Annotated in this window: 26 protein-coding genes and 1 pseudogene; 16 read left to right on the plus strand and 11 right to left on the minus strand. The window is 44.3% G+C overall.

All coding sequences use genetic code 11. From position 1 onward, the window contains the following. Positions 1-533 precede the first annotated feature (533 nt). The 5 genes from ACQCVH_RS01885 to ACQCVH_RS01905 form a co-directional block, all read right to left on the minus strand. On the minus strand, positions 534-1169 hold the full coding sequence (locus tag ACQCVH_RS01885) for an HNH endonuclease (RefSeq protein WP_426834202.1): 636 nt from the start codon (positions 1167-1169) through the stop codon (positions 534-536). 24 nt (positions 1170-1193) lie between these two features. After that, a complete protein-coding gene (locus tag ACQCVH_RS01890; RefSeq protein WP_426834203.1) occupies positions 1194-1526 on the minus strand; it encodes a hypothetical protein in 333 nt (110 codons plus the stop codon). 52 nt (positions 1527-1578) lie between these two features. Then, positions 1579-1974 (minus strand): hypothetical protein, encoded by a 396-nt coding sequence (locus ACQCVH_RS01895; protein WP_426834204.1) that lies wholly within the window; start codon positions 1972-1974, stop codon positions 1579-1581. 85 nt (positions 1975-2059) lie between these two features. Beyond that, entirely contained in the window at positions 2060-2656 is a 597-nt protein-coding gene (locus ACQCVH_RS01900) for a hypothetical protein (protein ID WP_426834205.1), read from the minus strand. A gap of 16 nt (positions 2657-2672) precedes the next feature. Then, positions 2673-2903, minus strand: coding sequence for a helix-turn-helix transcriptional regulator (locus tag ACQCVH_RS01905; RefSeq protein WP_426834206.1), 231 nt, complete (start codon positions 2901-2903; stop codon positions 2673-2675). A 665-nt stretch (positions 2904-3568) separates the two neighbouring features. Here ACQCVH_RS01905 and ACQCVH_RS01910 point away from each other — a divergent pair. Next, positions 3569-3964: pseudogene (locus tag ACQCVH_RS01910) on the plus strand (sigma-70 family RNA polymerase sigma factor); the annotation flags it as partial. A 44-nt stretch (positions 3965-4008) separates the two neighbouring features. Here the strand turns inward: ACQCVH_RS01910 and ACQCVH_RS01915 are convergent. Further along, positions 4009-4977, minus strand: coding sequence for a F510_1955 family glycosylhydrolase (locus tag ACQCVH_RS01915; RefSeq protein WP_426834207.1), 969 nt, complete (start codon positions 4975-4977; stop codon positions 4009-4011). A gap of 738 nt (positions 4978-5715) precedes the next feature. On the opposite strand from ACQCVH_RS01915, the gene ACQCVH_RS01920 reads away from it, so the two are divergent. Further along, a complete protein-coding gene (locus tag ACQCVH_RS01920) occupies positions 5716-7512 on the plus strand; it encodes a M3 family oligoendopeptidase (RefSeq protein ID WP_426834208.1) in 1797 nt (598 codons plus the stop codon). A 54-nt stretch (positions 7513-7566) separates the two neighbouring features. On the opposite strand, the gene pssA is transcribed toward ACQCVH_RS01920, so the two are convergent. Next, positions 7567-8106 carry a CDP-diacylglycerol--serine O-phosphatidyltransferase gene (gene pssA, locus ACQCVH_RS01925; RefSeq protein WP_094767014.1) on the minus strand — a complete coding sequence of 180 codons (540 nt, stop codon included), beginning with the start codon at positions 8104-8106 and terminating at the stop codon, positions 7567-7569. 80 nt (positions 8107-8186) lie between these two features. Between pssA and ACQCVH_RS01930 the strand changes: the two genes are divergently transcribed. Beyond that, the gene (locus tag ACQCVH_RS01930; RefSeq protein ID WP_426834209.1) at positions 8187-9017 is read left to right on the plus strand and encodes a phosphatidylserine decarboxylase; all 831 of its coding nucleotides are present in this window, start codon (positions 8187-8189) and stop codon (positions 9015-9017) included. 95 nt (positions 9018-9112) lie between these two features. On the opposite strand, the gene ACQCVH_RS01935 is transcribed toward ACQCVH_RS01930, so the two are convergent. Continuing rightward, complete coding sequence (locus ACQCVH_RS01935) at positions 9113-9253, minus strand: sporulation histidine kinase inhibitor Sda (RefSeq protein WP_009796240.1); 141 nt, start codon at positions 9251-9253, stop codon at positions 9113-9115. A 417-nt stretch (positions 9254-9670) separates the two neighbouring features. Between ACQCVH_RS01935 and ACQCVH_RS01940 the strand changes: the two genes are divergently transcribed. From ACQCVH_RS01940 to ACQCVH_RS01975, 8 genes are read left to right on the plus strand one after another with little or no spacing between them, the layout of a single operon-like run. Then, positions 9671-10186 (plus strand): YqeG family HAD IIIA-type phosphatase, encoded by a 516-nt coding sequence (locus ACQCVH_RS01940; protein WP_101550594.1) that lies wholly within the window; start codon positions 9671-9673, stop codon positions 10184-10186. A 3-nt stretch (positions 10187-10189) separates the two neighbouring features. Further along, positions 10190-11293 carry a ribosome biogenesis GTPase YqeH gene (yqeH, locus tag ACQCVH_RS01945; RefSeq protein ID WP_426834210.1) on the plus strand — a complete coding sequence of 368 codons (1104 nt, stop codon included), beginning with the start codon at positions 10190-10192 and terminating at the stop codon, positions 11291-11293. A gap of 18 nt (positions 11294-11311) precedes the next feature. Continuing rightward, positions 11312-12151, plus strand: a complete 840-nt coding sequence (gene aroE, locus ACQCVH_RS01950; protein WP_426834211.1) for a shikimate dehydrogenase — start codon at positions 11312-11314, stop codon at positions 12149-12151. Beyond that, positions 12145-12435, plus strand: a complete 291-nt coding sequence (yhbY, locus tag ACQCVH_RS01955) for a ribosome assembly RNA-binding protein YhbY (RefSeq protein WP_426834212.1) — start codon at positions 12145-12147, stop codon at positions 12433-12435. Before aroE ends, yhbY begins: the two co-directional genes overlap by 7 nt. Before the next feature lie 45 nt (positions 12436-12480). Further along, a complete protein-coding gene (locus tag ACQCVH_RS01960) occupies positions 12481-13050 on the plus strand; it encodes a nicotinate-nucleotide adenylyltransferase (protein WP_426834213.1) in 570 nt (189 codons plus the stop codon). Further along, complete coding sequence (gene yqeK / locus ACQCVH_RS01965) at positions 13040-13609, plus strand: bis(5'-nucleosyl)-tetraphosphatase (symmetrical) YqeK (protein WP_426834214.1); 570 nt, start codon at positions 13040-13042, stop codon at positions 13607-13609. The genes ACQCVH_RS01960 and yqeK overlap by 11 nt, the downstream gene beginning before the upstream one ends. Next, positions 13610-13966 carry a ribosome silencing factor gene (rsfS, locus tag ACQCVH_RS01970; RefSeq protein ID WP_009796232.1) on the plus strand — a complete coding sequence of 119 codons (357 nt, stop codon included), beginning with the start codon at positions 13610-13612 and terminating at the stop codon, positions 13964-13966. Further along, positions 13963-14709: a class I SAM-dependent DNA methyltransferase gene (locus ACQCVH_RS01975; protein WP_426834215.1), complete on the plus strand. Its 747-nt coding sequence runs from the start codon at positions 13963-13965 to the stop codon at positions 14707-14709. The genes rsfS and ACQCVH_RS01975 overlap by 4 nt, the downstream gene beginning before the upstream one ends. 118 nt (positions 14710-14827) lie before the next feature. On the opposite strand, the gene comER is transcribed toward ACQCVH_RS01975, so the two are convergent. Continuing rightward, positions 14828-15652: a late competence protein ComER gene (comER, locus tag ACQCVH_RS01980; protein WP_426834216.1), complete on the minus strand. Its 825-nt coding sequence runs from the start codon at positions 15650-15652 to the stop codon at positions 14828-14830. Positions 15653-15737: 85 nt separating this feature from the next. On the opposite strand from comER, the gene ACQCVH_RS01985 reads away from it, so the two are divergent. From ACQCVH_RS01985 to ACQCVH_RS01995, 3 genes are all read left to right on the plus strand, one after another. Further along, positions 15738-16373 carry a helix-hairpin-helix domain-containing protein gene (locus tag ACQCVH_RS01985; protein WP_426834217.1) on the plus strand — a complete coding sequence of 212 codons (636 nt, stop codon included), beginning with the start codon at positions 15738-15740 and terminating at the stop codon, positions 16371-16373. A gap of 83 nt (positions 16374-16456) precedes the next feature. Beyond that, complete coding sequence (locus tag ACQCVH_RS01990) at positions 16457-17044, plus strand: ComE operon protein 2 (RefSeq protein ID WP_426834218.1); 588 nt, start codon at positions 16457-16459, stop codon at positions 17042-17044. Positions 17045-17061: 17 nt separating this feature from the next. Beyond that, a complete protein-coding gene (locus tag ACQCVH_RS01995; protein ID WP_426834219.1) occupies positions 17062-19386 on the plus strand; it encodes a DNA internalization-related competence protein ComEC/Rec2 in 2325 nt (774 codons plus the stop codon). A 107-nt stretch (positions 19387-19493) separates the two neighbouring features. On the opposite strand, the gene ACQCVH_RS02000 is transcribed toward ACQCVH_RS01995, so the two are convergent. Continuing rightward, positions 19494-19628, minus strand: a complete 135-nt coding sequence (locus ACQCVH_RS02000; protein WP_009796271.1) for a YqzM family protein — start codon at positions 19626-19628, stop codon at positions 19494-19496. A 301-nt stretch (positions 19629-19929) separates the two neighbouring features. Here ACQCVH_RS02000 and holA point away from each other — a divergent pair, with 301 nt between their 5' ends. Next, complete coding sequence (holA, locus tag ACQCVH_RS02005) at positions 19930-20970, plus strand: DNA polymerase III subunit delta (RefSeq protein WP_426834434.1); 1041 nt, start codon at positions 19930-19932, stop codon at positions 20968-20970. Between the two features lie 81 nt (positions 20971-21051). Here the strand turns inward: holA and rpsT are convergent, their stop codons facing one another. Continuing rightward, positions 21052-21318: a 30S ribosomal protein S20 gene (rpsT, locus tag ACQCVH_RS02010; protein ID WP_009796269.1), complete on the minus strand. Its 267-nt coding sequence runs from the start codon at positions 21316-21318 to the stop codon at positions 21052-21054. Positions 21319-21609: 291 nt separating this feature from the next. On the opposite strand from rpsT, the gene gpr reads away from it, so the two are divergent. After that, positions 21610-22734 (plus strand): GPR endopeptidase, encoded by a 1125-nt coding sequence (gene gpr, locus ACQCVH_RS02015; RefSeq protein WP_426834220.1) that lies wholly within the window; start codon positions 21610-21612, stop codon positions 22732-22734. Positions 22735-22763: the final 29 nt, after the last annotated feature.

Below are 22763 nucleotides of genomic sequence, written 5' to 3' on the forward strand. Positions count from 1 at the left end.
GTCCCCGCCTTGTGGGGGGCGAAAAATATACGCATAATTTATAAGGCAATATTGAATTGTTACATTATACGACGAATGGATTTTGACGAAGAAGATTATACGACGAATTACCAACGTAAGAATGAGGGTTAAAGCGGTCATTGAAAAAGTGATTCGTCGCATAATTCTAATTATATGCCGAATTTTTATCGCTTCAACATAAAGCAGAAGTTACTTTGTAGGCGTGTATTGTATTCGATACTATGTTACATTCTCGTTACTTACTCGTCAATTGCCGAATTCTGATTCTATATACAAATACCACAAAATCACGGTTAAATGAATACGGATAAAAGCGGGGTAAAAATCCAATGTCCGATTCGACTTAAATGAGACATAACGACAGACTGTTCAATCCCTTGCGTATCAATACTTTAACGCACTAAACAAACAAAGTGAAAGTTTCAATATCGGACATAAATTGCCACAACTACGGGTATTTGATCGTTTATGTATCGGACGATAGGAATTCGTTTCCCTACGTCCAAGTATTGTTATAGCCGACCGTTATCTTTTAGGAAATCGTGACGAATACGTTCATAACGTTTTATTTCTTCTTTTACCACTTTGACGTATGCTTGACGTGCTTCGGATTCTGTTTCGAATGTTCCGATATGCTTTCTACAAACTAATACTCGAAGTTTTCCGTTTGGAATTTTGCAATATCCTTTTGAATGAATTAGACGGTTCTTTAATTTATTTTCTTGTTCTGTTACGACTTCAAGATTTTCGTCTTCATTATTAAGGGTGTCTTCGTCGATATGATTCACTTGTAATTTTAACCCCGTTGTTTCTTCAAATCCTTCGTATTTAGCCAATTCATTCCTCATAAGGAAACGTTGTAATGTCATCATCTTTCCATTGAAATTTAAACCAACGTAAAAACCAAATGGCGAAGATAATGGGGTAACTTTTCCCGCTTGAATTACTTCGGACAATCTATGCTTCGATATCATTGTTTCGTAACCGTCTTTTAGAAATAACGTCACCGTTCCGTCATAATTATCCTTTATCGAATTAAATCGGCGACCACCATGCCAACCGTTTTTACGCTTAATATAATCTAACAACTTTTGTTCCCCTTCGTTTTTAGGTTCAAAGCGGATAATACCGCTATTTTCTACAAACATGAATATAACCCCCTTTCCAAGTTTTTATTTGTTGAGAAGTTTCTTTAATGAGATAAAGCGTTGTCTACCGTCATTTACGTCGATAGTCCAAAACCCGATTTCATTAAAATATTTTCCAGTTGGTACAAGGTAAAATCCTTTTGTCGCAAAGATTGGCAATGAAATTTTCACGAATTCACAATCTGTATTATTCAGCTTTTCAAAATCTTTTTTCGTGTAGACTTTGGACGTCTGATTTTCAACTATTCGAACAATCTTTCTTTCGCCGTCATTTGCGAACGATCGACCGTCATAAACGACTTCATTGAAAAAGACTTCAAAACGACCTTCGCTTATTTGTTTATATTTGTTCTTCAAGCTATGCCCCCCTTTCGATTTAAAATGAAAAAGACGCCCGAATTTGGACGCCTTAATCGTTAAAGTTATTCAGTTCTTGAAACGCTTTTGACAATTCTTCCATTTGTCGTGCAAGTTGCTTATATTCTTCGCTATTAGACGAAATCATTTCTTTGTCTTCCTTTTTTGCTTCATTATACGGCTTCATATATTCATTTACCGCCGATTGCTTTTCTTTACCTTCTTCTTTACGCTTTAAATCCAATTCATATTGACCTAAAATCGTCAATTCAACCGCACTTAATGAATTAGGGTCTTGGAGATAACGTTGTTTCAAAGTTTCGTATTGTTCGTCGTTTTTCTTTGGTGGTTCTGCGGTCTTTCCGTTTTCCTTGTACCAAGCTGCAAACATATCTATCGGTGTTAATTTGTTTTCCGCTTCCTTTGTCATTTTAGAGAATTCATTCATTACAATGCACCCCTTTTTAGCTTTTGAATTTTAACCAACGACCAAGTGATAATACCGACATGAACAAGCGTAAAGACGGACAACATTATCTATCACCCGTCCACTTTGGAACGTTCCCGCTTTTATACGTTTCTTTCTGAATCTTTTCTTTTATACCGATTGCGTCTTCATCTTTGGTTATTCCTTCTGGTATGACAACAATCTCATTAATCATTGAACCATACGTTTCAGTTGGAAGACCAAGTTTGGATAATGTTTCGTTGTACTCGGCGTTAGCTTCGCCGATTTCCGCTTTAATTTGACCTAACTTCGCTTGTTCGTGAAGTAAATTTCTTATCGCCTTACGAACTACTTCGACTTGTTCATCATAGCGTTCTTGAATATCTGCGATTTTCTTTTTACGACGTTCTTTGGCGAATGGAACAAACTTTTCAACCGCTAATTTCTTTTTGATCGCATAGGCACGTTCAAGTAATTCGGTTGTTTTGGAAAGTTCCTTTTGTTTGTCGTTTAAAAGTTCCTTGACGTTTTCAACGTCTTCTTCGCTTACACGTCCAATCAACAAATCTTCAATAGAATTTTCGATTGCTTGCGTTATTTCAACTACTTGACGTTCAAGTTCCTTCTTCTTCGCTTCCAATTCTGCAATCTTACTTTTCACCGCTTCCAATTCGTTTACCATATAAATCAACCCCCGTTTAGTTTAAATCCTCTTTATCAGACCAACGTTTAAATTTTCGAATGGCGTCAATTTCTTCTTGTTTGATGTTAAAACGATATATGATTCGGTTTGCTACCCGCTTTGTAACGGGACGATTCCCGTTCTCAATCGCCGAAATTGCTTGTTGAGAAACGCCAATTTCATTCGCAAATTCGGTTTGTTTTAAACCAAGATTCATTCTTAACGCCTTAACTACAAAACCTTCCATTCAATCACCCCCGAATACTTGTAGTAAAATACAACTACTTGACCAAAAAGAGAAGACCCGCCAAATTGACGGGCATTGAAAATCGACTTCCCCATTCGGTCAAACAAACACTTGGACAGCTAGCGAAATATTCAGTTGTAGAATGCGGTCAATTGCCGCCTTCATATATGTAATTGGTCTGCGGTAGTAAAATACAACTAAATTTATAAAAAAATTACGACAAGTCGAATGACCTGCCGTAACACGAAGATTTATATGGGATACCGCTAGGAAGGAAGCGGCAAGATTTACGTTTATATCGTAGTATCCGTATGATACCGTTTATATTCGTCAATTCGTGGAATTGATCGTGTCAATGAATTCGATTATCTTTGTCGTTATCATTTTGTCAATTTCGGTCTTAAAGACCTCAATTGCCAAGCAAGCTATGCTTGCAAGGCTTTATGAGTAACAATCTTTTGTTACGAATAAAGACTTTTTATTTAAGTCGAAGTATTATTCGTTATATCGTGGATATAAGCGAAATACTAGCGTTATAGCGTTTTTCAATAATTAATTCGACTGAATAGATAGCCGACAAGTGACATTGATAATTTGTAATATAATTGTAATATAAAGTAACACAATTGTAACATTAAGAAGGCTTGACTATGCACTCTATTGACATTAGAATCGAAATCCTCATGCATCTCAGGGCCCTTAAGAAAACAAAGAAGGATGTTTCTCTCCATGATCCGATCGGCCAGGATAAAGAAGGAAATGAAATCTCCCTGATTGATGTGCTTAAGTCTGAGTCAGAGGATGTTATTAACACGATTCAGCTGAATATGGAACTGGAGAAGGTTAAGGAGTATATTGATGTGCTGGATGACAGGGAGAAAGAAGTTATCATAGGCAGATTTGGGCTTGATCTGAAAAAAGAAAAGACCCAGAGAGAAATTGCCAAGGAGCTCGGGATATCGAGGAGCTATGTATCCAGAATCGAAAAGCGGGCGCTCATGAAAATGTTCCATGAATTTTACCGGGCAGAAAAAGAGAAAAGAAAAAGCGGGGATAAATAATCTCTGTTTAACAGGAAGGGCACTAGGGATAGTGCCCTTCCTCATTATTTAATTCTTCCGTTTTTCAAAAGCTGGTTCCAATGACCTCCGGAATCAGCAGATTCGTAGATATCATATAAATAGGTGGAAAATGAGATGGTGCCAGCTTTTTTATAATTTGCAGCAATATAAGTGATCGGATTGTCATAACTCAGAAAAGGGATATCAAGCCCCTCAGTTTCCAAACTGGCAAGGTCAAGGCTTTTTAAAAGGATTTTTTCATTTTCCACCGAGGAATAGATCAGGCTGTCCTCCGTAAATGCCAGTGCAGTGGTCATAACAGGATCTGAGACTCGTTGGACCGTTTTTCCGAAATCATTGGACAGGAAGATCCCTGAGCGGGTAGACATAGCCATCACGCCCTCCTTTGAAGGGTGAACAGCTATCATCCCAAGAGTATCGGACTCAATTCCTTCCAATTCCGCTGGCTCCCATTTCTCTCCTTTATCAGTGGAACGGAAAACCCCGGCACCAAGCTCTGATTCAGGCTCCTGGCTGATGACGTATAAGGTTTCTCCGCTGAAGCCTGCGGCCAGGAAATAAAACTGGTCTTTGCCATAGAACTTGATTTGTGAGAGGGTAGCTCCTTTATCATCGCTCTTGATAATGCCGAGCGGGCTTCTCAGTCCTGCTCCTTCTGCAGGCTTTCCGCTTGCGATAAATCCGCTTTCGACGGCCTGGAAGCCTGTATACATATGCTTATTTTTATTTTGCTCAAGCCATTGGCCGTCTTTATAGATTTTCAGGCCATCTTCTTCTGCTGTATAAAGCGCGTCATCATTTCCAGGATAGCCAAGGCCATAAATATTGCTGATCTGCTGTATTTCCGCCTTTTCAATCTCATATGCTTCCTCTTTCCCGGCCTGTTCCTTCTCCTGGCTGCTTTTTTGCTCCTCTTTTTCAGGGGTGCATCCTGCCAGCATAAGGAGCAGGGTGAAGGAAAGCAGGGAAATTTTTGCTATTCTCAACCTCATTGTATTCACTCCAGCTATGTATAGTCAGCAATCCGGCTTCTTAAAAAGCCTGTGCGCTGACAATATTATATCAGAAAAGACACATAAGAGCCTATGTATACCATATGCTTGTCCATTTCAAAATCTGTAATCTAAGGGAAGAAAAATTTTCAAGAGTGCCCAGTGCTTTTTTGCTGTTCAGAAATAGTGATTTTTATTTTTCCGGATCCTCCGCAAAGAGAGCAGCTTTTCTTGAACAGCCTGAATGCTGAAGCACGGCCTGTTCCTTTGCATCTCCGGCAAATTGAAATGATCTTCATGGAATCCCTCCGTTCCAATGCTATAATGCAGGGTATTCACCCGGGAATGAATTGCTACAAATTTGTGCTCTTTTTCGCGGAAACCGGCAGGATTGCCCAAACAGGGGCGTTTGTACTGCATAAAATAGAATCAGATAGTCTAAAAATTTTCATCTGGAAGCCTTAGTCTGAAAGGAGGTAAGGGAGAAGTGTATTATCCATATCCTTACTATCCGCCGCCTCCGCCAGTGCCCTATTACAGGGCAGGGGGCGCATGGTATGCGCTGATTGTCGTACTTCTGATCCTGCTGATCGTGTTCGGGGGTTGGAACTATAACGCCAACTGCTAGCAGCAGCTAGGGGGATGGTGTACCGGCCATCCCTTGTTATCATGCGTATTGATAGAAATTTCGGAAAAATAAACTTATAATAGACTAGAATACATAAGGGGGGACTAACAATGGCAACATCTTTATATTCAGAGGTTTGGGATTTGGATGTTTTTTTCGAAGGGGGCAGCTCCTCCAAGGATTTTGCAGTACATATAGAGCAAACTAAAGAGCTGATCGATGAATTTATCGCCTTGACAGAAGGCTGGCAGCCATCATCGGCAGAGCAGGATCAGCAGACCCTGCTGAACCTGATCGGGAAATTTGAAGGAACCACCAAGAAGCTGCGCCAGGCAGGAGCATTTGTAAGCTGCCTTGAAGCGCAGAATATGGATGACAGCAAAGCCAATGAGCTCCGTGCTGCAGTCACAGTACTAAGTGCAGGCTTTCAGAATGCGCTGACTGATTTTGACGAGAAGCTGGCCGGTTTTTCTGATGAGGACTGGAAGGAGCTCCTGCAGAATGATAAATTGTCAGAGCTTGAGTTCGTCCTGACAGAGCGCCGTGAAAGGGCAGCCGAGAAGCTGTCCAAGCAGGAGGAATCCCTCATCAATGCACTCGGTATTGACGGGTACCACAGCTGGGGACAGATGTATGATGTAATCGTTGGAAAAATCAGGATTCCTTTCAGTGATAAAGGGCAGGAACAGCTTTTGTCTGTCGGCCAGGCAGCCAATAAATTTTCAAGCCCGGAAAGAAGTGTCCGGAAGAATGTATTTAAAGAGTGGGAAAATGCCTGGGACAAAGAACAGGATTATCTGGCGAAGACACTTAACCATCTTGCCGGCTTCAGGCTGAATGTTTACAAAATGCGCGGCTGGGATGATGTTCTGAAAGAGCCGCTTGAAATCAACAGGATGAAAAAAGAAACACTGGATGCAATGTGGGGTGTTATTTCCAAAAACAAACAGCCGCTGGTAAAATTCCTGAACCGCAAGGCAAGCCTGCTTGGGCTTGAAAAGCTCAGCTGGTATGATCTTGATGCTCCGCTTGGTTCTACAGAGACTAAGGTGCCTTATCAGGAGGGAGCGGAATTCATCCTGGATCATTTCTCAAAATTTGGCGAGGAAATGACCTCATTCTCAAAAATGGCATTCGAAAATAAATGGATTGAGGCCGAGGACCGTCCCGGCAAGCGTCCAGGAGGTTTCCATACTTATTTCCCTGAAAGCAGCCAGTCCAGGATTTTCATGACCTATTCCGGGACTCCTTCAAACGTGTCCACACTTGCGCATGAACTGGGCCATGGATTCCATACTTATGCCATGAAAGATCTGCATCCGCTTAACAGGAATTACAGCATGAATGTCGCGGAGACAGCTTCTACATTTGCTGAAATGATCGTGGCTGACGCAGCTGTTAAAAATGCGCAAGCGGAAGAGGAAAAGCTGGCCCTGCTGGAGGACAAAATTCAGCGTTCTGTGGCGCTCCTGATGAATATCCATGCCCGCTTCCTTTTTGAAACAAGCTTTTACAATGAGCGCAAAAATGGCATGGTAAGCGGCGAGCGCCTTAATGAACTGATGCTCAATGCCCAAAAAGAGGCCTACGCTGATGCCCTGGATGAGTATCATCCATCATTCTGGTCATCGAAGCTTCACTTCTATATTACCGGGGTTCCGTTCTATAACTTCCCTTATACATTCGGGTATCTTTTCTCCCTTGGCATTTATGCCAGTGCACTGGAAGAAGGCAAAGGATATGAAGAAAAGTATATCAGCCTTCTTAAAGATACAGCTTCCATGACAGTCGAGGATCTGGCGATGAAGCATTTGAATGCGGATTTGACTAAGCCTGATTTCTGGGAAAAAGGTGTAAAGCTGTGTATGGATGATGTCGAAGAATTCCTGAGCCTGACTGAAAAGTGATAACAAAGAAAACCGCACATATGCTGTGCGGTTTTTTAAATGCAATCTTAGCTTTTACATTTTCCTCAGCCTGAATGGGCTGATCATCAGAAGGGAGAGGAGCATCATGAGGTATAAATAAAAATGCTGCGGGAAGTATGGGACAGCAAGAAAACTGAGTGTGGCCAGGCAGCCTGCCGCAGTGATTGGCAGTCCGGTAAAATAGCCGGTATTCTCGGAAATATTGAAGCGTGCCAGCCTGAAAGCGCCGCATGCTATATAGAAGACGGTGAAAAAGGAGCCGGGAGCCCCAAAATCAAACAGAACAGATTGATAAATGAGTAACGCCGGAGCCACGCCAAATGATATAATATCACTCATGGAATCCAGCTGTTTGCCAAGCTCTGATTCGATATTCAGCTTTCTGGCCAGCATGCCGTCAAAGCGGTCGGCAAGCGCCGCTATAAAAATAAGCAAAAGGCTAAGATTCAGGCTGCCCTTAAGGCTGTAGATGATGGCAAAACCGCCGAGCGAAAGGTTCAGAAGCGTTAAAGCATTCGCTGTCTGGGTCTTTAGTTTTTTGACAGTGCTGTCAAAAACCTCCAATAAGAACAATCTCTTCACTCCTTATAAGCCGGAAAGGATACAACTTATTTTCGATTTGTTATATAATAATATTTTATTTTAGGTCTTTTATGCATGTACGTAAAGAGCATTCTCAAACACTGGAGGCTGAAACCTTGATTCGTCCAATATATCGAATGTTCATTGAACTTACTAACGGCAAAGGAACCTCTGCACTTCTGCGCAGGTTTGCACGTTCGAAAAAGAGCCGCATCATGATTCGGCCATTTTCAAATGCCTATAATATTAATATGGAAGAAATGGACAAGTCCATCGACGAATATCCTACACTTCACGACTTCTTCATCCGGCAGCTGAAGGGGGGGCTGCGCCCGGCGGATCCGAGTCCGGCTGCTGCGGGCAGCCCGGTTGATGCAGTGATCGAAGATATTGGCATCATTCAGGATGACCACATGATCACCGTAAAAGGAAAGGTCTATTCCATTGAAGAAATGCTTGGCAATCAGGATGCCCTGGGGAAATACAGGAATGGGCATTATATGATTTTTTACTTAAGCCCGAGCCATTATCACCGCATCCACAGCCCTGTGACAGGGACTGTAGAAGGGCAATGGACCCTGGGCGGCAAATCCTATCCAGTCAATAAGCATGGACTGAAATATGGTAAAGCCCCCCTATCCAAAAATTATCGCACTGTTACGGAGGTAGCCCACTCTTTTGGCCATCTGGCCATTGTTAAAGTTGGCGCGATGTTTGTCAATACTATTGAAGCGACACATGAAGGAGAACAGCTTGAAAAAGGAAAAGAAATGGCTTATTTCTCCTTTGGGTCGACCGTGGTCCTTCTATTTGAAGCAGGCACCTTCAAGCCTGCGGACAATCTTCAGCTTCCGGCGCATATCAAGGTCGGGGAAGCAATAGGGGAATTTGTGCAGCAGTAATTACGGGTTTGAATAGAGAGTAAAGCAAAAGGGTGAGCCCTGAGCTCACCCTCTGTTCTTTCATGCCGTCTGGAATGTATATGTATCATTGTTGTTTAAGAGGAAACCCTTATCTTATGTGTCAATGAACGCCTGTGGATTTCGGTTTCAATCAGGCGGATGAAGTCCGGGCTGAGGTTCAGTTCCCTGGCTTTAAAATAAGATTCGATCAGCAGCTCGTCCGACAGCTTGCGCATATAAATCCGTACCTCCTGTCCGGTAAAATAACGGTTCTAAAAAGCATATTTATATACATATAATGTAAGATGTTTTGTTGTACCCTTACTCTATCAGAAATAAACGGCAGGAACAACCGTTCTGGTTATCCACATAGACCGGTGGATAACCTGTGATTATTTTGTTTATAAAGGGGAAAATATTATATAAAACATAGTGGGTTTTGTGAATAAAGTTATCCACATGCTGGAAGCGCTTTGAATTTTGTCGAAAAATATTTGGTTATCTTTTGGAATAAAGCTGAATATCTATTTACAGCCTGTCAGGGATCTTTTTAGAAATGGATTACACTTTGCAAGATTTATTTTGAACTGGCGGTTAAAATTGGGTATGATGGATACATTGCAAAAATGGATGAAAATAATGAGGTGTTTTCAATGTTAAAGCATTTTTTGCCTGATCAGCATGTTAAGAATATATTTGAAATAACACCCGAAAGCCTTAAGGCAAAGGGAGTAAAGGGGATCATCACTGACCTGGACAATACGCTTGTTGAGTGGGACAGGCCTCTGGCTACCCCGAAGCTTATCAAATGGTTTGAGGAAATGAAGCATCAGAATATCAAGGTGACAATTGTTTCGAATAATAAAGAAAACCGTGTAAAGGCCTTTTCTGAGCCCTTGGGCATACCGTTCATTTTCCAGGCGCGCAAGCCGATGACAAGGGCATTTAACAGGGCCTTGGGTGAAATGGGCCTGAAAAAAGAAGAAACGGTTGTCATAGGTGACCAGCTGCTTACCGATGTTCTTGGCGGCAACAGGAGCGGGTTCCATACAATCCTCGTTGTCCCGGTTGCCCAGACGGACGGTTTTGTTACAAGATTTAACCGCAAAGTTGAAAGGCGGATCCTAAACTGGTTCAGAAAAAAAGGCAAGATTCAATGGGAGGATTAATGCGTGAGTGAACAATTTGTATGTATAGGCTGCGGAGTGAAGGTCCAGACAGATAATCCGGAGGAGCTCGGCTACGCACCAAAATCAGCTTTAGAGAAAGAGGCGATTGTCTGCCAGCGCTGCTTCCGCCTCAAGCATTATAATGAGGTCCAGGATGTCAGCTTAACTGATGATGATTTTCTTAAAATCCTGAATGAAATCGGAAGAAGCGATGCTCTGATCGTCAAGATTGTCGATATCTTCGATTTCAATGGAAGCTGGCTTCCGGGGCTGCATCGTTTTACTGGGAACAACAAGGTTCTTTTGGTCGGCAATAAAGCAGATCTGCTTCCAAAATCAGTGAAGCGGAATAAACTGATCAACTGGATGAAGCAGGAGTCGAAAAATCTGGGGCTCCGGCCGGAAGATGTGTTCCTTGTCAGTGCTGCGAAAGGGCAGTCGATCCAGGAGGTGGCTTCTGCGATAGATGAATACAGGGAAGGCAAGGACGTATATGTGGTCGGCTGTACAAATGTCGGCAAATCAACCTTCATCAACCGCATCCTGAAGGAAGTAACAGGAGAAGGGGATATCATCACAACTTCTCATTTTCCAGGGACAACTTTGGATATTATCGAGATACCTTTAGAGGATGGCAAAGCTCTTGTTGACACACCGGGCATCATCAACCATCATCAGATGGCCCACTTTGTCGATAAGCGTGACTTTAAGGTGATTATGCCTAAGAAGGAAATCAAGCCAAAGGTATATCAGCTTAATGAAGGGCAGACCTTATTTTTTGGCGGCCTGGCGCGCTTTGATTTTATCAGTGGAAGCAGACAGGCATTCATTTGCCACGTATCCAATGAAATCAATATTCATCGCACAAAGCTTGAAAATGCAGAGGAACTGTATGAGAAGCATGCAGGGGAAATGCTGACGCCGCCCCGCCCTGAACAGATGGATGAATTTCCTGAGCTGGTCAGGCATGAATTCACTGTCAAAGAAGGGAAAACCGATATTGTGATTTCTGGTCTGGGCTGGGTTACAGTGAGTGAGCCGGGAACGAAGGTTGCCGCTTATGTACCTAAAGGAGTGCAGGCGATGGTAAGAAAATCCCTGATTTAACAGAAAGGGGAGAGGGACTTGAAAAAGCTCTTTGCTGTAATCGGCGATCCGATTGGCCATTCAATGTCGCCGGCGATGCATAATGATTTGTTTAATGTATATGGTCTGGATGCCTGCTATGTTCCGCTTAAAGTCAGCCGGGAAGACTTAGGGGACGCAGTGAAGGGGCTGCTGGCAATCGGGATTGCCGGCTTTAATGTCACTGTACCCCATAAAACAGAAATCATGCCTTTTCTGGATGAAATCGATCCGCTGGCAGAGGCGATTGGTGCAGTGAATACTGTCCTTAATAAAGATGGGAAATTGATCGGGTATAACACGGATGGGGAGGGCTTTGTAAGAGGCCTCGCTTCTGAGGTGCCTGATTTCAGCCGGAAAAAAATCCTGATTGCCGGAGCAGGAGGAGCGGCAAGGGCAATCTACTATACGCTAGCGCAAAAAGGCGTTCAGGCAATAGATATAAGCAATCGGACAGCCGCGAAGGCGGAGGCTCTTGCAGATAAATGCCCCTTTCCTGTCAGAACGGATGCTTTTGGCTTTCAGCAGGCTGAAGAAAAACTGGCTGAGTATGATATCATCATCCAGACAACACCGATCGGCATGCTGCCCGGCATAAATACATTGCCCTTTGGATTGTATAATCTGAAGGCCGATGCTTTTGTCAGCGATATTATATATAACCCGCTTGAAACCAAATTTTTGCGGGAAGCTAAAAACAAAGGTGCATCCATCCAGAATGGCCTGAAAATGTTTGTATTCCAAGGGGCATTGGCCTTTGAAAGGTGGACTGGAACCTTTCCGGATACAGACAGGATGGAAGCAGGCGTTATTACACAACTGGGAGGACAAACATGTTAACAGGAAAGCAAAAAAGATTACTGCGCTCAAAAGCACATCACTTGAACCCGATTTTTCAGGTTGGAAAAGGCGGGGTAAACGAAAATATGATCGCACAGATCGGGGAAGCGCTCGAGGCAAGGGAATTGCTTAAGGTAAGCATCCTGCAGAACTGTGATGAAGATAGAGACGAAGTGGCTGAGAAGCTCGTTAAAGGGACTAAAGCAGAGCTGGTGCAGATCATCGGCAATATGATCGTCCTTTATAAAGAATCAAAAGAAAACCAACAAATCCAGCTGCCTTAATGAAGGCTTGATTGCGGCCAAGAGGCGGCAAAAGGAGGACTGCAGATGAAGAGAATCGGGATTCTTGGAGGTACATTCAATCCTCCCCATCATGGCCATCTGCTGATTGCAAATGAGGTGCTCCATTCCCTTTCATTGGACAAGGTCTGGTTTATGCCAAACCAGGATCCCCCGCATAAAAAGAAGTCTTCAGCTGCATCTGATCGAGCAAGGGTAGAAATGCTGGAGCTTGCGATTGAGGGGCACCCGCGCTTTGAAATCCAGAAGATTGAAATGGAACGCGGGGGGCCGTCCTACACTTATGATACAATGAAGCTGCTTAAAGAGCAGAATGAGGATACCGAATTCTATTTTATCATCGGGGCTGATATGATTGAGTATCTGCCGAAGTGGTATAAAATTAATGAACTCCTTGAACTTGCCGTCTTTGCTGGCGTCGGCAGGCCTTCCTATAACAGCCGTACTGACTATCCGGTTGTCCCGGTTGATGTGCCGCAGATGGATGTTTCATCGAGCATGATCAGAGCAAGGCTCAGCCAGGGGGAGACCGTGCGCTATCTTATTCCGGAAAGCGTCAGGAAGTATATTGAGGAGAATCGTTTGTATGGATCGTGAATTTTATCTAAAAATAGTAAAGAAACAATTAACGGAACACCGCTACCAGCATACAATCGGTGTGATGGAAACGGCAATCGGCCTTGCCCGGATCTTCGGGGCTGATATTAAAAAGGCCGAAACGGCAGCTATTCTCCATGATTATGCCAAGTTCCGCCCCAAGGAAGAAATGAAGAGGATCATCATAGAACAAAAAATGCCTGAGGAGCTCCTTATGTATAACAGCGAGCTTTGGCATGCCCCTGCTGGTGCCTACCTTGCAGAAACAGAGGCAGGTGTAACCGATCCTGAAATCCTGGAAGCAATCCGGTATCATACGTCAGGGAGGCCGCATATGCCTTTGCTTGATAAAATCATTTATCTCGCCGACTATATTGAACCCGGCAGGCATTTTCCAGGGGTGGATGAAGTCCGGAAACTGGCTGAAGCAGATCTTGATCAAGCCTTAATAAAAGCAATGCAGAATACTATCACGTTTTTAATGAAGAAGAATCAGCCGGTGTTTCCGCTGACTTTTCTGTCGTATAATGATCTTGTTATGAAAAAGGAGACTGATTAAATGAGTGAACGCGCCTTATTAGATATGGCTGTAAAAGCAGCCGATGATAAACGAGCAGAAGATATTGTGGTTTTGAATATGAAAGGGATATCCCTAATCTCAGATTATTTTCTGATTTGCCACGGTAATTCTGATAAACAGGTCCAGGCAATCGCCCGTGAAATGAAAGAAAAAAGCGAAGAGCTTGGCTATACAGTCAACCGTATGGAAGGATTCGACGAGGCGAGATGGATACTCGTTGACCTCGGTGATGTCGTAGCCCATGTCTTCCATAAGGATGAAAGAAGCTATTATAACTTAGAACGCCTGTGGGGCGATGCACCTTCAGTGGATGTCCAGAGCGTGCTCGGACAATGACCTATGGGAAGTTCGCCTACCTTTATGATGCACTGATGAAGGATGTGCCTTATGAAGGCTGGGTGGAAACAGTAAAAAACAGTGCGGAGAAGTACGGCATCGAAGGGAAGCGACTTCTTGATCTTGCCTGTGGCACCGGGGAGCTTTCTGTCCGTCTCGCACAAGCCGGATACAATGTAACCGGAGTTGATTTATCGGAGGATATGCTCGCTGTCGCCCAGGCAAAATCGATGGAGCAGGGGGCGGATATCTCTTTCTATCAGCAGGACATGTCAGAACTCGAGGGGCTTGGCGAGTATGATATTGCAGGGATCTTCTGTGACTCCCTGAACTATCTTCAGAGCGAAAAAGAGGTTGAGCAGACATTCCAAAGTGTGGGAAGGCACCTGAAGGAAGGCGGTTTGTTCATCTTTGATGTGCATTCAGTCTATAAGATGGAGCATATCTTCAAGGATCAGACCTTTGCCCTGAATGAAGATGAAATCTCTTATATCTGGGAATGTTTTCCTGGTGAGCATCCTTTCAGCGTTGAACATGAATTGACTTTCTTTCAGCTGGACCCTTCGAGCATGAAATATGACAGATATGATGAGCTGCATCTGCAGCGCACTTACCCTATTGATATCTATAAAGACTGGCTTTTAAAAGCAGGCTTTACCCTGCTGGAAATAACAGCAGACTTTGAGACCGAACTTCCGGCGCAAGAGTCGGAAAGAATCTTTTTCATTTGCCGCAAAAACTAGCAAAAGCCGCTCCCGATGGGGGCGGCTTTTGCTTTTCCTGGCATTCCCGTAAGGCTGTTTAAAAAAAGTCGGCAGCAGCACAGGAATAAGCAGGAATTTTAAAAGGCAACAGAGAATGTTAATGGACAGTGAACTGTTTTTTGACCTGTGTGAGATCTTCCTCGAATTTAGAATGTGTTGCCTGGAACACATGCCGAAAAACATCACCTAATTCCTTCTCCAGCACCTTTATTCCTTCACCGGTTATTCCTCCTTTAACACAGACCTTCCGCTGAAGGGCAGGAAGGGTATAATGGCCTTTTTTCAGCAGCTCTCCCATTCCGATCAGCATTTCGCTTGCAAGAACGGTGGCAGTCTCCCGGTTTATTTTTGTTTCCGCAACGGCCGCATTAATGAATTGCTGTGTCAGATAACTGAAAAATGCAGGTCCGCAGCTGACGATGTCAGATGATACCCTTGTTATGTCTTCTTCTATTTCCACAGGCTTGGCAATGGCCTCGATAAGCGGCATGAGCTTATGCTTCCACTCATTCCTGAAATGCTCCCCGTAAGTAACAAGAGCCACCCCCGCGTGTGCCCTGTTGGTAATGCTTGGAATCACACGCGCTGCTGAACAGGGGACAAAAGATTCAAGCTGTTCGGCGCTGATAGGGCTTGTTATTGAAATCACGCAATCTTCATCACTTAAATATGGCCGGATTTCCTGGATCACATCCGCAAAATCATGAGGCTTTACACAAATGAAAATCAAATCCGAATTGGCAGCCGTTTCGGCTGCTCCCTCCGCAAGTCTCAGACCGCTATATTCCTTCTGTATCTCTGCCGCTTTCTCCAAAGTTCTGTTTGTTATGGTCACAGAGGAGGGGGGAACGGCTTTTGCATCAAGCATGGCCTGAATAAGAATTTTCCCCATATTCCCTGTACCGATAAATCCTACATTCATAAATAACCCTCCTTTGACAGCAAGATATCTCATATAACGATATGAAATTGAAAACTCAAATATACCTTGAAAGGGGATGCCGAGCATGCTGGAATGGATCAGGCACCGCCCGCTGGCCGGGATTGGGGCGATATTAATATCAATTTTGCTGTTTTATTTTTTTCTTCAGGGAAACAGCGGAAAGGAGGACCCGCTTGACAGCCTGCATATGGAGGAGGAACTGGTGTCATTGCCTGGCCAGGGGGAGGTTGAGGAAGAAGAGGAAAAAGAAACTGCTCCGCCTGTTATTAAGGTCGATGTGAAGGGGAGTGTGAGGAACCCGGGTTTGTATGAAGCTGCCGAAGGAGAGCGTGTGGCCGATCTTATTCAGAAGGCAGGGGGGCTGACAGAAAATGCAGATGAGGCCCGGATTAACTTTGCCCAGAGAGTGGGCGACGAAATGGTTATTTACGTACCGGAAGAAGGGGAGGAATTGTCAGGGGAAATTGAACCGGCACAGACTATAAGTGCAGTCTCGGGAGAGGATGGAATGGTAAATATCAACAGTGCGGGAAGTGAGGAGCTTCAGGATATTCCGGGGATTGGCCCATCAAAAGCCGCCGCTATCATTGAGTACCGGGAAACAGAGGGTCCGTTCCAGTCGCTTGAGGACTTGATGCAGATAAGCGGGATAGGTGAAAAAACCTTTGAAAAGCTTAAATCTCATATAAAATTGAAATGAGCCTCATTGACGGGCTTTTGAAAAAGAGATTAAACTTGTAGCAGGAGATTATTCTATGACAAAGAGGTTTTAGGAGGAGAAAAATGGAACAGCGTTTATCATGGGACCAATATTTTATGGCTCAAAGCCATTTGCTTGCTTTAAGGAGCACTTGTACAAGGCTGGCAGTCGGAGCTACAATCGTTCGCGACAAACGCATTATCGCCGGCGGCTACAACGGTTCAATCGCGGGAGGAGACCATTGCATCGACCATGGCTGCTATGTCATTGACAATCATTGTGTCAGGACAATCCACGCTGAGATGAATAGCATTCTTCAATGCGCCAAATTCGGTGTCCCGACGGCAGGAGCTGACATTTATGTTACACATTTCCCATGCCTTCAATGCTGCAAGGCCCTCATTCAGGCTGGCATTGCAACAGTCTATTATGCTGAAGCTTATAAAAACCATCCGTATGCGATTGAGCTGTTTGAACAGGCCGGCGTCAGGGTGGAGCAGGTAAAGCATAAAGACATTTCCCTTGAATTCAACCGTGCGGAAAAGGCTGAATATATTAAAAACCTTTTGGAAGAGATGAAGCAAAACGGGACAGACCGTGGACGAATGGATAAACTTCAGGCAGAAGCCGAGAGGCTGTTTGGAACTGCGGCTGGCATTACAGCTAAATAACTGGACAGGAGGTATCAGTGAGAGGAAATTCTTTTTATTTTGCTGCTGCTGCCCTGGCCGGACTGGTAATCGTGCTGGAAGGGAACATGGCATTATTGCTGTTTGCCGTATTGTTCAGTACATTTGCCATAATAAAACGATTTTCAAAAATGATGATACTTCTTTTATTCTTAACGCTGCTGATATTTGCCTGCAGAGGCTATTTTGCAGGCAAGGCGAATCACAGTGTACTAAGCGGAGCCGAGAAAACGTTTCAGCTGGAGCTTGCTGAAATGAAGATTGATGGAAACCGCGTTTCTATAAACTCCCGTGACAGAAAGACGGGGGAAAAGCTGCTTCTTGTCTATAAGCTGGATTCCGAGAAAGACAAACTGCTGCTGAGGAAGTATCTGGTTCCAGGACTGGTATGCCGTGTGGATGGCACCCTGGAAAAGCCCATGAAGGCTGGCAATCCGAATGGATTTGACTACAGGCTCTATCTGGAAAGAAAGAAAACGTTCTGGCTTCTTGAAGCCGATTCGCTGCTGCTCAGCCGCTGTTCCGGTCCGAATAGCCATCCTGTGGCAAAATTAAAGAGGCTGAGGCAGTCAGGGATAGCTTATATTGAAGCACAATTCCCAGAAAGCCTTGCACCGCTTGCAGCCGCCCTTGTTTTTGGAGAAAGGGGCCTGATGGACACCAGCCTGCTGGAGGACTACCAGAAGCTCGGCATTGTCCATCTTCTGGCAATATCAGGCCTTCATGTAGGCCTCCTTGCAGGCATGATCCTATATACAGGGAAAAGAGCAGGCCTTACCAGCGAAAGGATGAAGCTCCTGCTGCTGCTGTTCTTGCCGGTTTATGCTGTTCTGACTGGCGGGTCTCCCTCTGTCACCAGGGCCGTGCTGATGCTGATGAGTATGCTGATTTATTCGCTGGCTGCCAGAGGAAAGAAGAAGTTTCAGCCTATTGATGCCGTTAGCTCTGTTTTTGCCGCTTGCCTGTTCTTTTCCCCTTATATCGTCTTCGAACCTGGATTTCAGCTGTCTTTTTGCGTCAGTTTTGCCCTCATTATTTCTGCTCCCTCTATCTTCAAAAATCTGAACCACTGGATATCCCAAAGTATGGCAGTTTCATTGGTTGCCCAGCTTGCATCCGCCCCGATCATCCTGATCTTCTTTTATGAGATATCGATTTTCGCTCTCTTCGCCAATCTTCTGTATATCCCCTTCTTTTCATTTGTTCTCTTGCCTGGCATCCTGTTCGGATTCCTCTTCCATATACTTTCAGGGGAAAATGCGGGGTTAATCCTGAACGCGCTTGATTGGAGCGCTGACATGGCTAATATCGCCGCCGGAAAGCTTGGATCATTGCCTGGAGCTGTAATGGTGCTGGGGAAGCCTTCTGGGCCTGCTTTGTTCCTGTACATGACAGTAGTGCCGGCATTATTGGTTATCTGGGAAAAGAAGAAAAAGCACTTTTACATAAAAATGGCCGCAGGCATGCTTTTGCTTTTATCCTTTCAGCCATTGGAGCAAAGAATCTCTCCAAAAGGGGAAATTACCTTTCTGGATGTAGGGCAGGGGGACAGCATTCTGGTTTCCCTGCCGTATGGCAAGGGGAATTATTTGATCGACACAGGCGGCAGGCTTCATTTTGAGACCGAGGAATGGGAAAAAAGAAAAGAAATATTTGATCCAGGGAAGGATATTGTGGTGCCATTCTTGAAGAGCAAAGGGATTTCCCGGCTGGACAGACTGATCCTGACACATGGGGATGCGGATCATATAGGGGGTGCAGCTGGTGTGCTGGATGAGATTAAAATCGATGAAATTGTCTTCCCTTCAGGGGCTGAGAGCGGAGAGCTTGAAAAATTGCTGATCCGGAGGGCCGAGGAACTGTCCATACCAGTGGTCTATGCAGGATCAGGGAGCGGATGGCAGATTGGCAGCAGCAGCTTTCAAATCATCTCCCCGATCCAGGGCAGGGAATATGGAAGTAAAAACGATGGCTCGCTTGTCATCCTGGCGAAAGCCGGAGGATTAAGATGGCTCTTTACAGGCGATCTTGAGGAGGAGGGAGAGAGCTGGATCATCCAAAACTACCCTCATCTACGGGCTGATATACTTAAAGCTGGACACCATGGAAGCAATTCCTCCAGTTCAAGCCGGTTTCTGCGCCATATTGAGCCCAAAGCGGCAGTTATCTCTGCCGGGAGGAATAATCGATACGGGCATCCTCATCCAGAAGTCCTTTCAAGATTGAGTTCAGAGAAAATAAAAATCTTAAGAACTGATCTTCATGGGGCAATTACCTATACATTTACCGAAAAGGCAGGAACGTTTTCCCTCAAGCTCCCATAATATAAGATTAAGAAAGCCCTTCCCATTCACCGCAGGCTTCATAAGCAGAAATGAAAAGAGACTGCATGTCTATGCAGTCTCCATAAATTTACGCTATGTAGCTGTTTTTACGCTCCAATGAATTTAATGACTGTTGCAATAACAAACAATAATGCGAAAAAGCCGAAAGATACGGCAAACCCTACGCCGGAATCAACAGCATCGTTGCGTTTGCTTTGGACGTTCTTTTCAAATTCGTTCACAGTCTACCCCTCCTATATCATTTTTAGTATAAGCGATATATTAAAAAAAATCCACAATTCCTGTGTGCGTTTTCCTGGACTAGAAGGAGTTGTCACAAATAGTTTGATTTCGTGCTGCAAAAAATAGTATTACAATGTTTTCGCACCGCCGCCAATCAAGTATCCTAGGCCTTGGCTGGCGACGTTCAATATAGATGGGGGACTGGGCATCGGCGAGCCCGGTTCCTTTGAATGCTTGTCAAATCGTCCGGTCTTCTTTAGGATAGGAGTAGGAAAAAAAGTATTGAACGGAGCGAGACATTTGGTTTTAGATGTGTGGAAGCAAATAAATAACAAACAATTTACCCCGCTGTATTTATTATACGGAACAGAAGGCTTTTTGATTAATGAAACAAAACAGCTGCTTATCAACAATGTGCTGGCTGAAGATGAGAGCGATTTTAATCTGTCTACATATGATTTGGAGGAAACACCGATAGAAGCGGCACTTGAGGATGCAGAAACCTTCCCTTTCATGGGGGATAAGAGGCTCATCTTTCTTCACAACCCCTCTTTTCTGACTTCCGAAAAAACAAAGGGGAAGACTGAGCATAATCTGGCCAAGCTGGAATCCTATTTAAAAGAGCCGTCGCCCTATTCAATTGTTGTGTTTGCGGCACCCTATGAAAAGCTGGATGAAAGAAAAAAGATTACAAAGGAACTGAAGAAGAAAGCAAGTGTCCTTGAGGCCAAAAAGCTGGGAGAGCAGGAGCTGAAAGTCTGGATCAGGGAAAGGGCTGCCCAGAACGGCGTCCAGATTGAGGAGGAGGCCGTACAGCTTATGCTGACTTTGGCAGGTACCAACCTCTTTATGCTGACAAGTGAAATTGATAAATTGGCCTTATATGCCGATGAAGAAAAGCTGATAGATGCCGAGGCAGTTGACAAGCTGGTTGCCAGGTCGCTTGAGCAGAACATTTTCACCCTTGTCGACAAGGTGGTCCACAGAAAAATCGACGAGGCCCTGCGGATTTATTATGATCTTTTAAAGCAAAATGAAGAGCCGATTAAAATTCTTTCCATTCTGACCGGCCAATTCAGGCTGATCTACCAGGTGAAGGAGCTGTCGAGAAGGGGATACGGCCAGCAGCAGACGGCCGGATACTTAAAGGTCCATCCTTTCAGGGTCAACCTTGCAGCCGGACAAGCCCAGCTTTTCGGCGATGAAGAACTGTCCCGCATCATGAAGCTTCTGGCAGAAGCGGATTATGAGATGAAAACCGGGGGGATGAATAAGGAAATGCTTATTGAGATGTTTTTGTTCAGGCTCCACGACCATGCCCTCCACAACCAGACAAAATAAAAAATGGCCATAAGGCCATTTTTTTTATTTTACGATATAAGAAAAGGCTATCTGGGAAGATAGCCGGGAATCTTTAAACGATTACGCGTTCAAAGAGTTTAGTTTTTTAGCAAGACGAGATTGCTTGCGTGCAGCAGCGTTTTTGTGGATAAGGCCTTTTGCAGCAGCTTTGTCAAGCTGGCTGACTGCGTTAGCATATGCAGTCTTAGCAGCAGCTGTATCTTCGTTCACGATTGCAGCTTCAGCTTTCTTGACAGCAGTACGCATTGAAGACTTAACAGTCACGTTTTGAGCATTGCGGGCTTCGCTTGTTTTTACGCGTTTAATAGCAGATTTAATGTTTGGCATTCCATTCACCTCCTAGAAAAAAGCAATCGAGATTATATTAACTCGACTTTCATATCATTCATTAACAATAATTAAGAACAAGTGCTATTTTATCAAAGGCATGCCAATAATGCAATACTGTAGTTTAAAATCCATTTTTTTTAGAGGTCAGCACTATTAGCCGGCTTTTAAATTCCTAAAGGAAGGGCTTAGCTTAAGCTTATTGCCTGCCTCTGAATGAATTGGCAGGCTTCAGGCAAAACTAGGAAAAAGCACCGGCTAAAGCCGGAATGGAGAAATGAGGGTAGAGATGTGAAAGAACCTTTAGATCTTAGCAATTATTCGATAAGAACCGATCTTGCCATTGAGGCCAGGGAGATTGTAATGGATGAACGCTCAAAAAACCTCCAGAAGGAAGAGGATCTCTCGCAGCTTGAAGGAGTCATAATTAAAGAAAAAGAAGAAGATGACCTTAAGATTTCTTATGTTGAGGTAACTTCAGAGGGCGCCAAATCCCTCGGGAAGAAAGAAGGTAAGTATTTAACCATTGAGGTCCAGGGTATCAGGCAGCAGGACACAGAGCTTCAGCAGAAGGTCGAAAATGTATTTTCAAACGAATTGGCCCGATTCATTGAGGGAATGGGGATTAAGAAAGATGCAAGCTGCCTTGTCGTTGGCCTGGGAAACTGGAATGTTACTCCCGATGCACTGGGACCCCAGGTTTGTGAGAATATTTTGGTCACACGCCACCTTTATCAGCTTCAGCCGGAAAATGTTGAGGAAGGCTACAGGCCGGTAAGTGCCCTTGCCCCTGGCGTTATGGGGCTGACCGGGATCGAGACAAGCGATATCATCTTTGGGGTAGTGGAGAAGACGAAGCCGGACTTTGTGCTTGCAGTTGACGCTCTGGCCGCCCGCTCAATTGAAAGGGTGAACTCTACCATCCAAATTTCTGATACAGGTATCCATCCTGGTTCAGGGGTCGGGAACAAGCGGAAGGAGCTCAGCGAGGAAACTCTCGGGATTCCGGTGATTGCGATTGGGGTGCCGACCGTCGTGGACGCAGTCAGCATCACAAGCGATACGATTGATTTCATTTTAAAGCATTTCGGCAGGGAGCTTAAGGAAGGGGACAGGCCATCCCGGGCGCTCGCCCCTGCAGGCATGAATTTTGGGAAAAGGAAGAAGCTTACAGAGGAAGACCTGCCTGAAGAACAACAGCGGCAGACTTTCCTTGGCATTGTCGGCACACTTCCAGAGGAAGAAAAGAGAAAGCTGATTTATGAGGTACTTTCTCCTATCGGCCATAATCTGATGGTAACTCCGAAAGAGGTGGATGTCTTTATGGAGGATATGTCCAATCTGATAGCCAATGGGCTGAACGCTGCCCTCCATAGCAGAATCAACCAGGAAAATTCCGGGTTTTATACGAGGTAGCCTTCTTGAGGTTCTATCTACTCTAGCAT

Source organism: Bacillus infantis (genome assembly GCF_050107595.1).
Classification (GTDB): domain Bacteria; phylum Bacillota; class Bacilli; order Bacillales; family Cytobacillaceae; genus Bacillus_AB; species Bacillus_AB infantis_C.

Coding starts and splice junctions, on each gene's coding strand:
- ACQCVH_RS01975 (WP_426834215.1), top strand. CDS start 13,963: ATGACCTATGGGAAGTTCGCCTACCTTTATGATGCACTGATGAAGGAT.
- ACQCVH_RS01935 (WP_009796240.1), bottom strand. CDS start 9,253: ATGCGCAAGCTGTCGGACGAGCTGCTGATCGAATCTTATTTTAAAGCC.
- ACQCVH_RS01985 (WP_426834217.1), top strand. CDS start 15,738: ATGCTGGAATGGATCAGGCACCGCCCGCTGGCCGGGATTGGGGCGATA.
- ACQCVH_RS01930 (WP_426834209.1), top strand. CDS start 8,187: ATGCATGTACGTAAAGAGCATTCTCAAACACTGGAGGCTGAAACCTTG.
- ACQCVH_RS01885 (WP_426834202.1), bottom strand. CDS start 1,169: ATGTTTGTAGAAAATAGCGGTATTATCCGCTTTGAACCTAAAAACGAA.
- ACQCVH_RS01920 (WP_426834208.1), top strand. CDS start 5,716: ATGGCAACATCTTTATATTCAGAGGTTTGGGATTTGGATGTTTTTTTC.
- ACQCVH_RS01960 (WP_426834213.1), top strand. CDS start 12,481: ATGAAGAGAATCGGGATTCTTGGAGGTACATTCAATCCTCCCCATCAT.
- comER (WP_426834216.1), bottom strand. CDS start 15,652: ATGAATGTAGGATTTATCGGTACAGGGAATATGGGGAAAATTCTTATT.
- ACQCVH_RS01895 (WP_426834204.1), bottom strand. CDS start 1,974: ATGAATGAATTCTCTAAAATGACAAAGGAAGCGGAAAACAAATTAACA.
- ACQCVH_RS01940 (WP_101550594.1), top strand. CDS start 9,671: ATGTTAAAGCATTTTTTGCCTGATCAGCATGTTAAGAATATATTTGAA.
- ACQCVH_RS01905 (WP_426834206.1), bottom strand. CDS start 2,903: ATGGAAGGTTTTGTAGTTAAGGCGTTAAGAATGAATCTTGGTTTAAAA.
- ACQCVH_RS01990 (WP_426834218.1), top strand. CDS start 16,457: ATGGAACAGCGTTTATCATGGGACCAATATTTTATGGCTCAAAGCCAT.
- yhbY (WP_426834212.1), top strand. CDS start 12,145: ATGTTAACAGGAAAGCAAAAAAGATTACTGCGCTCAAAAGCACATCAC.
- ACQCVH_RS01915 (WP_426834207.1), bottom strand. CDS start 4,977: ATGAGGTTGAGAATAGCAAAAATTTCCCTGCTTTCCTTCACCCTGCTC.
- rsfS (WP_009796232.1), top strand. CDS start 13,610: ATGAGTGAACGCGCCTTATTAGATATGGCTGTAAAAGCAGCCGATGAT.
- yqeK (WP_426834214.1), top strand. CDS start 13,040: ATGGATCGTGAATTTTATCTAAAAATAGTAAAGAAACAATTAACGGAA.
- ACQCVH_RS01900 (WP_426834205.1), bottom strand. CDS start 2,656: ATGGTAAACGAATTGGAAGCGGTGAAAAGTAAGATTGCAGAATTGGAA.
- rpsT (WP_009796269.1), bottom strand. CDS start 21,318: ATGCCAAACATTAAATCTGCTATTAAACGCGTAAAAACAAGCGAAGCC.